This window comes from Apilactobacillus zhangqiuensis, from assembly GCF_019656215.1.
GTDB classification, from domain to species: Bacteria; Bacillota; Bacilli; order Lactobacillales; family Lactobacillaceae; genus Apilactobacillus; species Apilactobacillus zhangqiuensis.
The window spans coordinates 54,117-71,450 of sequence record NZ_BPLK01000004.1 but is presented as its reverse complement, the minus strand read 5'-3'; the positions used below and the strand labels follow the sequence as shown (position 1 = coordinate 71,450).

Below are 17,334 nucleotides of genomic sequence, written 5' to 3'. Positions count from 1 at the left end.
ATTAACTAAAACTTATGCTAGTAGTAGAATTAAGTTGTGAAGCTTGAGAACGTTGATTTAATAAGCATAAAACGAGGAATTTTTAAACGTGATTGGGTCGTTTGAGGCTTTTATTTGAATTTTTTGTTCCAATTTAACGAGCTTCAACTTTTAAAATTGGTTAATTTAGATGTTCTGTTTGTATAAAACACTAAATTAAGGATTTAGAGAGTCAATAAATAACAGGGGAGGGCTTTCTTTGCAATACAATAAGAATGAATTTCAAAAAACCAATGATAAAAAGATTCTACGAAAAGTAAAGAAACAATGGGTTGTCGTCTCATTAGCTTCATTTGCTTTTCTAGGTGGAACTTCACTGGCATTAATGTCACACGGAGTTTCTGCTCATGCTGATGATACTACCAAGAACAATACTGAAGTTGTTCAACCTAATAACAATCGACAGTCATCAAACCAACAATCTGATGATAATAAGCAAACTGCATCAAATAATGATCAACAAAATCAAAATGATGCAAACAAGGATAATGGTCAATCAACCAACAATAACGATAACCAAAGCCAAAATGATAACAGCGACAAGAAGCTATCAAATCGTTTAGGTGCAACCGATCAATCCAATAATCAAAATCAAACTACTGACATTGTTAACAACCAATCCGCTAACGATGCCACTAATTACCAAAAACATTTACAAGGTAACACTAAAGATTCAAATGATGCTAACAAGCAATATACCCAATCAATTAATCAAGGTGTCAACGATGCTTACAGTAATCGTAAGGCCGATAATGATGATATAACTGACAACAACAGCAAGGAACTATACAGTGCTGCTTACGAAGGGGTCAATGCTGATCAATCCAAGAGTGTTTCAGACAACATGGCCAATTCATCAATCGACGATATTAAGAAGGCTGCAGCTAATACTTCATCAATGCTATACATCGCTTACAAGTATGGTGTTGATTTTAGAAAGACTGCCGATGCCGCATTCAACGATGCGACAACTTCTGGATCAGACGATTACACCCAAGGAAGCAATCGTCCTAGTGCCGATTCCGGTCTACAATCAATGTACGATAATGCATACATGGGTGTTAGAAACGCATTAAACCAACAATTTGATTCAAAAGATAAGTTTAACGTATCTGGATATGACGCCAAACCAGATGATAAAAATGTGCCAGAAAACAACACTGATACCAGTGCTGCTCAATACAAGACAACATTTAACAAGATGGTAAACGACTTCAATAATGGAATCGTTTACGCTAATAACAACAATCAATTTAATAGTGCCATGGTTGCTTCAGGAACCAACAGTATCCAAAAGATTGTTTTAACTAACAACATTAACTCCAGTGGAACTGTTACTAACCTAGGGAACCTAGTAATTGATGGTCAAAATAAATTCTCACTAGGTGGAACATACACATTTAACAAATCTGACAGCACTTCTGTTGTTAAGATTCAAAATGTTACTAGCTTAGCTAATCCATACGTTGTAAACGGAAATGGATTCGTTGAATACGATAACGTCAGATATAACAATACCTTTGACAATCTATTCAATCCAAATAATGGTAATGGTAACTATGTATTAGGTGCTAATGTCTATGCCTCTGATGCAACCACAAACAATGGTGTGATTACATATGCAGAAACATACAAGAACTTGAACCCATCCGGTGGTAAGTTTGTCGTCGGTGAAAACGGTCAATATGCCTTTAACTCATTGATGGCTAACTACATCGTGTTCCAAGAAAACGCCAACGTTAACTTGAACCCGGTTGAAATTGATAACTACGTTTACCAAAAGAGTTGGGGAAAGACTGTAAAGACTAACTACATCGATTCTACTATGATGCCTAGTTATGGAATTGTTGCTAACAACAACATTAACGTCCACAAGGGTGCCAAGGTAAACATTACTTTGAGTAATAATACCAATGGTATTCGTGTTGGAAACGTTAATAATCCGGCCGATACCGGATCAGGTGATAGCGGAAATATCGTTATCAAAGGTACCGTTAACTTAGTTGTTCCAGATGGTGTTACACCAACTGCTTTGAACTCCAACTTGGTTAATGGTCCAAATAACACATCCTCTGTTGCCAGTGGATGGAACAACAAGCGAGCAGATGCCGTTGTTTGGCTAGGTCACGGAATGCAAATCCTAAGTGGTGGTGCATTCAACGTTGATGCTAAGATTCCAACCACTGCCAATGCCGGTTTGTACAACGCCTTTATTTATGGTCCATATTCAACCATGACTACCGGTGGTCGTAGAAACCAATCAAGCAGTAAGATTGTAGTTCTTCAAAACGGGACACTAAATGTCAACATGAATACTGGTTCAAAGGATCACCCAATTCGTGTTGCCTTCCTACCAATCGTTGCATTTAACCCAAAGAAGTTTAACTTAACACTAAACGTTACTCCTGGTTCTTCAATGGGAGCTGCCGGTCCAAAGTTAAGTCTTTCTTCAATTGATGTTTTCGGTGCTATTTTGGACCAAGGAAACATCGCAAGTATTAAGACTAATAGTGGTTACCTATTGAACCCATACATCTATCACTATCGTCGTAATGGTACTGCACTGGGTGAAAACGATGACAGTTTCAACAGTAGTGAAATTTTCCAAGATATTAACGGAACCACTAACGGATACAAGCCATCCGGTTCTGATAGTAGTAAGAAACGCTTTAGTTTCAGTTATCCATACACCTGGGGTGAAGTGCCAGATACAGGTGTGACTGTTAACAATGTCAGCTTCGATCAAGCATTTAACTACTTACAATACTTTGTTCAATTGTATGAAGACATTATCGCAAGTAAGCAAGACTACAGTGATCAAGTCTTAAACGGTAACATTGTTAACCCAGATCCTAACCGTAGTGGTGCTTATAACCCAGAAAAGGCTAAAAACGGTGATAATCCAACCCAAGCTGAAATTAATACTGCGATTGCCAACGTCTGGAAGAATGATGTTAACAGAGCAATTAATTCAACCTACTACTTGAATGATACTAATAATCAAAATGCATTAAACACACAAAAAGCTTACCTAAGTGGAAGCACATTTGCTGATTTAGCAGGGATGAGTAAGAGAGAACTTGCTAACAAGCTTAAGAATATTAATGATCCTGATCTACCAAACATCATCATTAATATCGCTAAGGCATTAGGACAAACTGTTGCGGGGATGTCTGATAACCAAAACATTGTTAAGAGAATTAACGAAGCATTTAATGGTAATACACCAAAGGTTATTTCAGGACAAAACGCCAGAAATGATACATCTATCGACTTTTCTGGTTCTCCATCAATTGAATTTGACCACAACATTCAAACATATCAAGATGCCAACGGTCACTACCACGCTAAGTTTGAAGCAACATTAAATAATCCTGGTGACGATGCTAAGGAACACCAAGTAGAAGTTCACTACGTTACAGGTTCATTTGATGCTAAGTCAAATAACGGTGATGTCTACCGCAATATGTACAAGGCTAATAACAATAATGAAACATTAGCCCAAACCATCACTTTGAATCCAAGCAATTCAACTACACTAAGTGATGGTAGCATTCAATTCAACGGTGATATTGATTTAGGTACTAAGCCAATCGATACTGTCGGAATTCGTTTGAATACATTCATGCAAACTGGTTTGGCAGATTGGCAAGGACCTGCATATCAACCAATTGCCAGTGTTTCAAGTTCACTTCGTCCTGGTAACAACAGTTACCAAACTAACGTTGAAGGTTTCAACAGTGTTTGGACTCGTCTAGACAATGGACAAGAACTTAAGCTAAAGGGTAACTACGGTCCTGATAACGATATGCACTCAATTGCCGCAATGCCTACTGCACAAGGTTTCTTGAAGAACATTAGTGGTATTTTGAACCACTTAAGCGATCGTGATACCAACGAAGCTCAATACTACACTAATAAGACTTCAAGTGATCCACTACCAAGCCCAGAATATCGTGAATACCTAATTAATAATCAAAACATCACACCATTCGATGATTCATCATACAGTGGTGCAGATGCAAACAATAAGGAAACAAGTTTTGCAACAGTCAGAGTTATCGCTTCTAACGGTGACAAGACTAGATTAGTTGGTATTGCTAAGATGCCAGTCGATGCCATTTTAAATAACGGTTCATACGATACTTCCAACTACCAAGCAAAGACCGCATTTACCAAGTTAGCCAGTGATGTATCCAACAATAACAAGGGTTACACTCTTGATTTATCACAAACTCCAATGAAGCAATACGATAAATCAACTTATGATATCTTTGTTCCAGATGTTCAATTCGTCCAAGATGGAGCATTACTACCAATCGATACTCCTTCAGGAACTAAGATTCCATTTAAGGGGATTGCTAAGGTTGATAAGTCAACTGGAAACGTAATTTCAATTACACCACAACTTCCTGGTTTTGCCGTTTCAGCCAATAATAATGGTCTAAACGCAGATGGTTATGGAATGTACACCGTTCAACCAGCTGTAGGTACCGCTACTGTTTACATCGATGATGCTAATGGTAACCCAACCGGCTTAACCGCATCAGTTCAAGTCAAGGGTAATAGTGATGGTACTGTTAATGCTGTACAGACAGTTAACGTTTCATCTGGTAAGAACGATGGTTTGCAATACACCATTGATAACAAGACCAAGATTGGGATTGTTACCGATGCAAAGGGTAATCCAACTTACCACGTTCAACTAACTGGTAATAGTGATAAGAAGTTCGTAAACGTTGTTACTCCTTCAGGTAGCACTGTTGATCAAGGTGGATACAGACGCCAAGATGCTGATGGTAGTCTTCATACAGTTACCTACCTACCAGGTTTCGATTCATCTGCCAATACTCAAACCACAGGAACAGGTGCTAATCAAAAAGATGTCGTTAAGCCATCTGCTAACCCGGTTAGTGTCAAGATTCCAGTATATCAACCAGGTACCACTACTCAATTAATGGTTAACAATAAACCAGTCTTTATTGAAGCATCTGCTCAAGGTCAAAATGATGGTACTTCAAAGATTACCGATATCAAGGGTAGAGGTATCTATAAGACTGACGATGGCAAGAAGTACAAGGTAAGTGTTGGTGACAACGTTAAGGCTTACACTGATAATTCTGGAAATGTCATCGTTTATGCTGAAGGTCAAGTTGATAATGATGTTATTACTAAGACTCCAGCCATTACCCAAGATGGCGTCGCCGTCGATGGTGGTGCAACCGTTATTAATAGTGATGGCACATTGACGATTAAACCTGGTATGCCTGGTTTTGATGGAAGTAACCCAGGTCAAATGAAGGGAAATAGTGCTGTTGTTACACCATCAGCTTCTCCAGTTCGTATTACCGTTCCCGTAATTAGTAGTGTTGATGGTAGTCACGTTGGTGTCGTTCAAGTTGATGTTCAAGGTAATAACGATGGTCATTCATATGTTGTTGGAGTGAACACTCAATCTGAATTCAGAGACAGTGTCGGTAATAAATACGCGGTCAATAAGGGTGATGTTTTAACTCCTCAATACAATGCTGGAAAAGTCACTGCATCAATTGTTGCTAAACCAGCACCTGTAGCTGATTACTCTGTAGAAGCGGTTACTGATAAGGGTAACGATATTACTGCAGGAGCTACGATTAAGACCAAAGATGGCGTTAAGACATCAGTATCTAACATGCCTGGTTTTGATGGCAGTACACCAGCCAAAATAGATGCCACTGGTAGTGCTATCTTGACTCCTTCAAAGAGTCCGGTTCAAACAACTATTAATGTTTTAGATGCTAATACAGGTGATAAAATTGGTACTATGACCGTTCACGTTCAAGGTAATTCAGATGGTAATTCATACATTACATCAATTGATTCACCAAGCAACGCGACATTGACAAATGGACACAATGGATACACTGTGACAACCGGAACTGCAATTGCTCCTGATATGAGTGATCCAGGTAATTTCAATGTTTACGTTACCCCAAGTTACGTTGGTACTGAACAAGTAAATGCGATAACTGATTCAGGTAACTCAATCAAGGGTGGTGCTACCATCTCAGCAAATGCTTCAGGTGGAAAACAAGCAACTGCTAACATGCCTGGGTTCGCACCATCTCCTAACGCACAATTCGATGGCAACGGTGATGCTATCTTAGAACCTGCGACCTCACCGGTTCAAACCAACGTGGACATTATCGATCAAGATTCTGGTCAAAAGGTCGGAACTGCGACCGTCATGGTTCAAGGTAACGAAGATGGTACTTCTCGCATTACCAGTGTTGTTAACGGCGGATTTGTCGGTATGCAAGACGCAAGCGGCAAGCACATTAGCTACACTGTTACTGCCGGTAGTGCAATTGACTTGAATAAGGATAGTCAAGGTAATTACACCCCAATCATTAACGTTGCTAAGAAAGCATTTAATTACAATACCGGTGATAAGGTGCCAATCCAACGTGAAGATGGCACAATTCTTCCATTCTCGGGAACCATTAGCTATGACAAGGATGGTCATATGGTGGTAACTCCTGATTTGCCAGGATACAATCCTCAACAAAATGACAAGGATACTTCATTTAACGTTACAACTAATAACACCCCTCAAGCAGTCAATGTTCACATTTACAATGCTTTGACCGGTCAAGACACTAATAAGGTTGTAAACGTTCTAATCACTGGTCACAATGACTCAAGAAAACAAGATAAGAAACCTGTATACATCGACATTACAGCATTATCTGATCAACAATCAGATGGTGTTGTTGCTGATAATACAGACACTACTAAACCAGTTGCTAAGATTACTGATAGCGATGGTAACAAGTACACAATCAATAACGTGCTAACAGCAAACAAGGATGTCTTGGTTCACGTTGCTTCAAATAGTAACGATTCAGATTACTACTACCTATCATTGCTTCCAGATGGTACGCCAGTTGACCAACAAACAGTTGATGTAGTAACCGCCAATGGTTCAAGTGTCGGTAAGGGTACTTACAACGCCAATACCGGTAACGGTAAACCTTTCGTAACACCTGACAATCCTGGTTTCACATCATCAACAGCTAAGAAGTACAACGGTCAAGACAAATACATTGTTACACCAACAACTTCTCAAACTAACATTTCAGTGACTGACGGTAATGGCAATGTCATTAACAAGTCTGTCAATGTAACTGTCAGTGGTGATGCAAACGGTAATACCACAATCACTAAGGTACCAAACAACGGTGTTGTTACCGGAAGTGATGGTAATACCTACCAAATCAACCCAGGTCAAACCATTCAACCAAATACACCAAACACTATTGGTGGTGGTTACAACACCACTGGTCAATTGATTGGCATGGGTAACGTTGCCGTTACAACAGACGGTCAAAAGACCAATTCAACTATCAGCAATCTTCCTGTTAATACGAATGCTGATGGCAGCCAAGTCGTTACTAAGAATACAACTAGTTCCGATGGTTCATACATCATCCCCGCAGGTTCAGTTGTTTCTAGCAATGGACAAAACCAACCAAGTGTTGATGGACTACCATACAATTCAACTGATCAAACCGTCACAATAAAAAATGTTCACTTTATGCATAAGGATAAAGACACCGGATTGACCGGAACCATTAAAGGAATCGTTGGTCCAGATGGCAAGATTAATGTTGTTAACGATACCACATTAGTTGGTAACAATAACGATGCCTACACTGCTAAGGCCAACACAATCGTTGAAAAGACAGTTAATAATGGTGTTACTAAATACCACGTTCAAACTGTTGGACACAAGATTAGAAAAGATGTTCCAGCAATCGCCGGAGCTAACGGTCCAGTAATTAACAATGGTGCAACCGTTACTTATGACCCTAAGACAGGTGTAAAGACAGTTACATCTAACGTTGCTGGATTCGGTTTGGATAACGATCAAAAGAGCGAAGTAATTCCTGCTAACACCAGCACCAGTCAATTTAAACTAACTCCAATTAAGGAAACAATTGACGGCGTTCACAATGACCAAAATGGCCAAGACACTGGATCAACTACTGATCAACTACAAGTCCAAGGTCATGACGATGGTAGTGTGACTGTCACTTCAAATACTTCTTCAAAGGACGGCAAGTACGTCATTCCAGCAGGTGCTAAGGTCACCAAGAATGCCGATGGTATTTACCATGCCGAATCATTATCAAGAAACCCAGACGGTACTGTCACAATTAACAATGCTTCTTACGATGGTACTAACGGTACCAGTGTTGTTAAACCAGTTGTGGCTCATCTAAACGATGACGGTTCACTAACTGTTAATAGTGATACTGCCGTTGAAGACGGTAAGGGTAATGTCTACGTTGCCAAGAAGGGCAGCAAGATTACTCCGGTAGTTAACCCAGATGGCTCCACTACTTATCACATTGCTAGTCAAGTTCAACAACAAGATCAAGTCGTTCCTGCTAAGGCTGGTAAGAACGGTGGAACAATTCAAGGTGGAGCAATCATCCATACCAATCCAGATGGCACTAAGACAATCAAGTCTAACGTTCCAGGATTCACTGGTAACGACAATGTTTCATCTGATACCGACACCAGCCTTCCAGTATTAACACCTGGTATTACCACACTACCAACTACTCACGCTGATGACGTTAATAGTAAGGATACTGGTAAGGTAATTACCAACATGAGCGTTCAAGGACACGATGATGGTTCAGTTACTGTTGTTGAGAATACCAAGACTGACGATGGAACAAACGTTGCAATGGCAAACTCACCAGTCACAATCAACACTGATGGAAGTTACCACGTTCAAACTCTTCCAATCGATAAGAATGGTAACGTTATGATTAACGAAGCCACAATTACCGATGAAAATGGTAAGAGACTAAATAGTCAACCAATCTACGCTAAGTTAAACGACGATGGTTCATTAACATTGAACCAACCATCTGATGGTGGAGTTCACACCATTACTCAAGATGGTTATGCATATCAAGCTAACAATGGTACTTCAGTCATTAAGACCGGTAATGGTTACCAAGTTAAGAGTGAAGACGATACCGCCAGAATTACCAACGCTACATTGATCGACGAAAAGGGTAATAAGGTTGATGGTACTGCATCAATCAATGTTGATAAATCAACTGGTAAGATTCTACCAAGTTCAGACTTATCAAACGTTGCTACACTAGGTGGTAACCACGAAGGATACCACATCAGCAATCCTGATACTCAAACTGTTGATTGGGGCGATGGTAAGGGTAACGTCAATACCAATGCTTCCGTTAAGGTTGTTGAAAACTATCCATATGATTTCATTTCTGATGTGAAGTTCAAGAATTCATACACTGGTGAAGTCTTTACCGATGGTTCCAAGACATACCAATTAAAGGTTACTCATTCAGATGGAATGCCAATTAACTACGGTACAAAGGATGCTGCTAAGGCAATTAATGAATTACCTGATAACTATGTATACGATGCCGGAAAGAACATCATTGTTAACAAGAATAATGACGGTAGTTTTGAATATGTAATTCCGGTTGTTCCTACCAAGGCTGAACTACCAACAGCCATTATTGATGGTAAGGATAATCAAGAAAAGGCAATTACCAAGTTGCCAGTTAATACTAACGAAGATGGTACAATCACTACTTCTAAGGACCACGTGGCTAAAGGGATGAACGATGATCCTAACTACTACTTTATTCCAAAGGGTTCAAACGTTCGTCAAGAAGCCGATGGCACGTACCATGCTGATGGATACACCATCCCCGCAAACCCAGATGGGACCTTCGACATTACCACTGGACAATACGACAAGGATGAAAACACTTCATACCCAGGTAAGATTACCGCCAATATTGATCCCGGTACTGGCAAGATCACCATTGCTAAGGCTTCAGTAACCAAGGCGCCAGATGGCACAATCTACCAAGTCGATGAAGGCGAAGAAGTAAATCCTAAGTATGAAAATGGTGATGTTCAATATCACGTTGCCGCTCATGCTGTACCAGCAACTCAAAACATCCCTGCAAAGGCCGGTACCAACGGTCAACGCATCGATAATGCTGCCACAGTCACAATCAACCCAGATAATGGTACTAAGACAATCGCTTCTAACATCCCAGGATTTGCTGGACAAACCAATGTCCCAGTTGATCAAGATACTGGAAACGTCGTCTTAACACCAACTAACGATGTCATTAAGGGTGTTCACTTTAACGATGACGGTAAGGACACCGGTTCAATTGGTGACGTTCCTGTTAAGGGTAACCAAAATGGTGACATTGTGGTTACTAAGAACACTAAGTCAAGTGATGGCAAGTACATGATTCCTGCTGGTTCAACCGTAACCAAGGGAACCAATGGTAACTACCACGGCGATTCATTCCCAGTCAACCCAGATGGAACTATCAACATTCCAAATGGTAGTTATGATGCTTCAGACAAGACATCACAAACCGGCAAGTTAATTGCTAAGGTTGACGATAATGGGAACATGACTGTTGCTAAAGGCAGTGTTACCAAGGATGACAAGGGGAATGTATATATTGCCCACAGTAATACACCAATTACTAAGTCAGTCGATCAAGATGGTAACGTTACTTACCATGTCAACGCTGAAAAGGTTGCTCAAGATCAATCTATTCCAGCAAAGACTGGTCAAAATGGTACTATGACTGATGGTGCTGCCAAGATTCATGTTAACGATGATGGTAGCAAGACCGTTGTTTCAAACGTTCCTGGTTTTAAAGGCTACGATATTCCTGAAGGACAACCAGTACAAAACCCAGTTGTCTTAACACCAAGTGCCCAAAACATTAATGGTGTTCACATGGATGACATTAACGGAAATGACATCGGTGAAACTGCTGATAACCTACCAGTTATTGGCCAAGATGATGGTTCAATTAAGACCACCAAGTCAATCACCACTCCAGACGGTAAGATTATTCTTGCTAATACCAAGGTAACTAAGGATAAGGATGGCAACTGGCACGCTCAATCATACCCATACGATGCAGGTAACAGACAAGTAACCTTATCACAACTTCCAATCAAGGATGATAAGGGTAACGTAATCGACCACCAAGATGTTGTTGCCAATGTTGATTTAGCAAACGGAACACTTTCTGTTGCCAACCCACAAGGTGTTCACGCAACTACAAGCACCGATGCATATCAAGCTGATGCTGGAAATCCAATCGTTTCAGACAACAATCATTTGTATGTAAATACCTACAACGATACTGCCGTTATTCATAACGCCACATTGATTGACGTTAACAACAATACCAACGTCGGTAGAGGCATGGTTAGAGTCGATAAGACTACCGGTAACATCTTGATTGCCGACTTACCATCAACTGGTGGTAACCAAAATGCAGGATTCCACGTTTATGATCCAACTGGTCAAACTGTTCAATGGAGTGACGAAACTGGTAACGTTAACGACAATGCAATTGTCCGTGTTACCGACAACGCACCATACCACGAAAACAACCACGTTAAGTTCATGAACATTTACAATAACCAAGTCTTTACAGACAACACTAACAACCCATCAATTAAGGTTAACGATGATGACTTACTACCAATTTTTGCTGGTGGTTCAAATGCTGCTCAAGCCGTAACTGGTATTCCAAGTGGATACAGCTACGCCAAGGGTAAGCAAATTATCGTTCAACAAACTAATAATGATGATGACAGTGATAAAGACAAGCGTACCTACATTGTTCCAGTTGTTCCAGTACAAGGTGAAATCACCAATGCTAGTGTCTTGGATCAAAAGGGTGACGTTAAGGTTGACCACAGTCAATCATTACCTGTTGTAACTAACGATGATGGTTCAATTAACACCACTAAGGATGTTATCGCCAAGGGCAAGGATGGTAACTACTACGTCATTACCAAGAACACATCGGTTGTTCCAAACAGTTCGGGTGATGGTAGTTACACTGCTCAAGGTAGCAAGTTAACCACTAACCCAGACGGAACAGTTAACATTGATAAAGCTCATTTAGATGACAAGACCGATCCTTCCAAGTCTGTTATCAGCGATGTTTCAGCCAACGTTGATCCATCAAATGGAACTATGACCGTTAACAAGACTACCGTTGTAACTGATCCAACCGATCCAACAAAGGCATACCAAGTAAATCCTGGTGATCCAATTACCATTACTAAGGATGCCAACGGTGAACCTGAATACCATATTCCAGCTACGATTATTGAACAAGATAAGAAGGTTAACGCTCAAGTTGGTCAAAACGGTTCAGTTCAAGATGGCGCTGCTACTATTCACGTCAACAAAGACGGTAGCAAGACAGTCATTTCCAATGTTCCTGGATTTAGCGGTGACACTATTCCAAACGGTGAACCACTACCAACTAACCCAGTATTGAAACCAACTGCTGGTACCATCGACCACGTTCATGTCTTGGACAACGATGGTAAGGATACTAGTTCAACCATTGATAAACTTCCAATTCAAGGTCAAAGCGATGGCTCAATTAAGGTAACTCAACCTGTAACTACTCCAAACGGTAGAATCATTCTACCTGGTAGTGAAGTCACCAAGGATAGCAATGGTAACTGGACAGTTCCATCATATCCATATGATGCCAACACTCGTCAGGTAACATTGCCAAACGTTGCTGTTAAGGACGCAAAAGGCAACGTTATCGGCGTTCGTGATGTTCATGCCAACATCGACTTGAACAAGGGAACGATGACTTTAGCTGATGATCAAGGAGTTCACATTGTTAAAGGCAAGCAAGCATATCAAGCTAATGCTGGTACAGAAATTAACAATGACAATGGTTCATACTCATTGACCGCCAAGGATGATACCGCAGTAATCAATAATGCAACATTGATTGATAATAACGACGGTGCTCCTAAGGGTAATGGTAAGGTTGTTATCGATAAGACTACAGGTCATGTCTTAGACGCTAACTTGCCAAGTGGTGGATATGAAAACAATGGTTACCACGTATATCAACCATCAACACAAGTTGTTGATTGGATGGATAACAACGGCAACATTGATTCAAATGCCAAGGTTGTAATTGCTGATAACTCTCCATATTCAGCAAGACAAAACGTTCAATTTATTGATATTTACACCAATAAGCCAGTTTCTGCCGATACCACTAAGTACTTTATCTACGCAAACGATAAGGACAATACTCCTATCTATGCAGGTAGTGCTGACGCATACAAGGCTGTTTCAGCAATTCCTGATGGCTACAAGTATGCAACCGGAAGACAAATTCAAGTCGTTGCTGATCCAACAGACCCAGCTAAAAGTTTGTACCAAGTACCAATTTACCCATCAAAGGGTGAAATTGATAACGCCTCAGTATACGACCAAGCTGGTAGCATTCAAGTAGACCACGGTCAAAAACTACCAGTAACCACCGATGATAATGGTAATATCACCACAAGTGATAACGTCATTGCTAAGGGTAAAGATGGTAATTACTACATTATTCCAAGTGGTTCAAACGTTAACATGAACCCAGGTGACAACTCATATGAAGCTGTTGGTAACAAGTTGCCTTCGCCAAGTGATGGTATCGTCAATATCGCCAATGCTCACTACGATGACAAAGACGATAAGACTAAGTCAGTAATTGGCCCCGTAACCGCTAAGGTCGATCCAGATAAAGGTACAATGACAGTCGACAAGACCGCCGTTGTCACTGATCCAAATGACCCAACCAAGGCTTACCAAGTTAATGCCGGTGATTCAATTACCATCAAACCAGACGGTAAGGGTGGAGTTGAATACCACATGGAAGCCACTCCAATTGACCAAGATAAAACAATCGATGCTCAATTAGGTGATAATGGTAAGACTGAACCAAATGGTGCCAAGGTTCACTACAACAATGATGGTACCAAGGACATCATTTCAAACGTTCCAGGTTACACTGGTCAAAAGGGTCTACCTAATGATGCTGATACCAGTCATGCTAAATTGACTCCTGTAAATGATGTTGCTCACGATGTATCATTTGATACCGACAAGAAAACTACCGGTTCTACTGGTGACGTTCCAGTCAAGGGTGATGATAAGGGTAATATCATTGTGACTCAAAATACCAAGTCAACTGACGGTAAGTACATGATTCCAAAGGGAACCAACATTACCAAGGGTGACGACGGCAAGTATCACGGTGATTCACTACCAATCAACCAAGACGGCACCGTAACTATCAATAACGCCAACGTTAACGATAATAAGGGTGACACTAAGGCCCACAAGGACTTAGTTGCCAAGGTTGATGATCAAGGTAACATCACAACTGCCAAGGATGAAATTGCTAAGGGTGATGATGGTCATGACTACATCATTCCAGCAGGTTCATCTGTAACTAAGAACGAAACCACAGGCCAATACCAAGTAAACGGAAGTCCACTTCCAATTAAGGATGGTCAAGTCACAATTGATAATGCTCACTATGATGACAAACTAGAACCAGGTAAGGGCGTCATTAACAGCATTGTGGCAAATGTCGATGACAACACTGGTAAGCTAACCGTAAGCAAAGACACTGTCGTTGCCGATCCAAGTGACCCAGGTCGTGTTTACAAGGCCACTGCCGGTGACCCAATTACCATCAAGTCAGATGGTAAGGGTGGAGTTGAATACCACGTTGATGCAACTCCTATTGTCCAAGACGAAAAGGTTCCAGCACAACCAGGTAAGAACGGGAAGGTTCAACCAGGTGCCGCAACTATTCACTACAATAGTGATGGTACTAAGGATGTTATCTCAAACGTTCCTGGTTTTACTGGTCAAACTAACGTACCAGCTAGTCAAGGCATCACTAAACCAGTATTAACTCCAACTCAAGGAACAGCTTCTGATGTTCACTTTGATAATGATGGCAAGAATACTGGTGCTAAGGCCGACTTACCAGTCAAGGGTGATGATGATGGCAACGTCGTCGTAACCAAGACTACTAAGTCAAATGACGGTAAGTATGTAATTCCTGCCGGAACCGTCATTACCAAGAATGATGATGGTACTTACCACGGTGATTCACTACCAATCGATGAAAACGGCAATGTTAATATTGATAATGCGAATGTTGTCGATGAAAGCGGTCATCCACAAGCTCAAACTGACTTGCCTGCCAAGATTGATGACGATGGTAACATCGTCACAACCAAGACCAAGTTGGTTAAGGGCAACGACGGTAACTATTACATGGTTCCAGCCGGGTCATCAGTAACTAAGAACAAGGATGCCGGTGCTTACCAAGTAAATGGTAATAAGATTCCAGCTAACGCCGATGGGACTCTAAATATTGATAATGCATTCTTCGATGATAAGAATGATAAGACCAAGTCAGTAATTGGACCTGTAACAGCTAAGGTTGATCCAAATACCGGTGACCTAACAGTTGCCAAGACATCCGTTGTAACTGATCCAACTATTCCACATCGTGCTTACCAAGCAGATGCCGGTGATCCAATTACAATGGAAACCGATAAGAATAACAACGTTTCTTACCATGTTTCAGCAACGCCAATTCAACAAGATGAGCAAAAACCTGCTCAACCTGGTGAAAATGCTAAACCAACAGATGATGCTGTAACTATTCATATCAATAGAAATGGTAGCGAAACAATTGAATCCAATATTCCTGGTTACGCTGGAACAACAATTCCAAACGGTCAACCAGTGCCAAGTGATCCAGTATTGTCACCAATTAATGATGAAATCGACCATGTTCATTTCAATCACGATGGTAAGGATACTCAATCCATTGGTAAGTTACCTGTTAAGGGTGATGGAAACGGAGAAATTATCGTCAATAAGCCAACTCGTTCTAGCGACGGTAAGTACTTGGTACCTGCTGGGTCAACTGTTACCAAGAATCAAGATGGAAGCTACCATGTTGAATCATTCCCAATCAACGCTGATGGGACTATCACAATTGATAATGCTCACTTAGATGCTAGCGATAACACCTATGCGGCTGGTAGAGTGATTGCTAGAGTTGATAATAATGGCAACTTGATTGTTCAACACAAGTCTGTTGTTAATAATGGTCATGGTTACAACTACACTGCTAATGAAAATACAATCATCAAAGCGGTTGTTAATAGCGATGGTATAACTACCATGCATGTAGTAGCGGTTAAGTCTCATGCAGGTCAATCCCCTGAATCTGCAGGTAGAAGCCGTGCTGCTAAGCTATTACCAGTTGAAAACATGAAGAACAAGGATGCCGATTATGTAAACAGATACATGCAAGCATACAAAGCTGAATTGAACAGAAAGGCACCTTCATATGTATACAGTGTGAAGGGACTATACCTACACAGTTCAGCTCACTTCACCGTTAAGAACCGTGTGAAGGGTTATGCTAAGAAGCCAAGAAGATTAGCACATGTCTTCAAGGTTAGAGGCGTTGTCTTAGATCATAATAAGTATCCACGTCTAAAGGTTAACGGTGGTTACATCTACTTCAATAAGAACATTAGGGATGCTTACTACCGTACCAACCATCCATTATTCCGTGTTATCAGAAAGACTGGAGTATTGATTCACACTGACAAGAAGTTCCATTATGGTAAGCGTAGACGTGTAATCAGACTTCGTCGTGGAGCATTGATCCACGTTAAGAAGGTTGTTAAGTTCTACAGCATTACTCGTTTATACATTGGTAATGGTCAATATGTCACTTCCAACAAGACTTATGTTGCGCTTGCTAAGAAGAAGAGAGCACCACTTTACGTTTACTGGACTAACAAACGTGGAGTTTATGTAAATACTCACTTCACTCGTAAGAATGCTGTTAAGTACTTCAAGAAGAGACCTAGAAATAAGGCCAACGCTTACAAGGTATTAAGAATCGTCAAGACTAAGAACGGTACTAAGTATCGTATCAAGCGAGGCTACATTAATGCCAAGGGCACAATTCATGCATACTACGTTCGTCGTACTAAGCAAATTCGTGTCATCAGAAATAAGGGCATCTTAGTACACACTGCTAAGAAGTTCACTAAGCGTAATGCAATTAAGCACTTCAGAAAGAACACAATGATCCGAGTAAGAAGCGTAGCTAAATTCTATGGAATTACCAGATTCTATATTGGACATGGTGAATACATCACCGCAAATAAGACCTGGGTTAACAGAATTAAATAGAATTTAAAAATACCCGTTAGGATTTTTCCTAACGGGTATTTTTTATTCTTTTTTATAAAAAAGGCGTGGTGTAAGGTATGTATAAACATTAATTATAATAAAGTTTTTAATCGATTTATTAATTGTTGTTGTATTTCTTTAAGTTT

The 17,334-nt window shown here is 40.5% G+C and carries 1 protein-coding gene; it reads left to right on the top strand.

Features of this window, described 5'->3' with window-relative positions:
• The first annotated feature begins 238 nt into the window (after nucleotides 1-238).
• Nucleotides 239-17,188 carry a DUF5776 domain-containing protein gene (locus tag K5Q07_RS04760; protein ID WP_220729949.1) on the top strand — a complete coding sequence of 5,650 codons (16,950 nt, stop codon included), beginning with the start codon at nucleotides 239-241 and terminating at the stop codon, nucleotides 17,186-17,188.
• Nucleotides 17,189-17,334 lie beyond the last annotated feature (146 nt).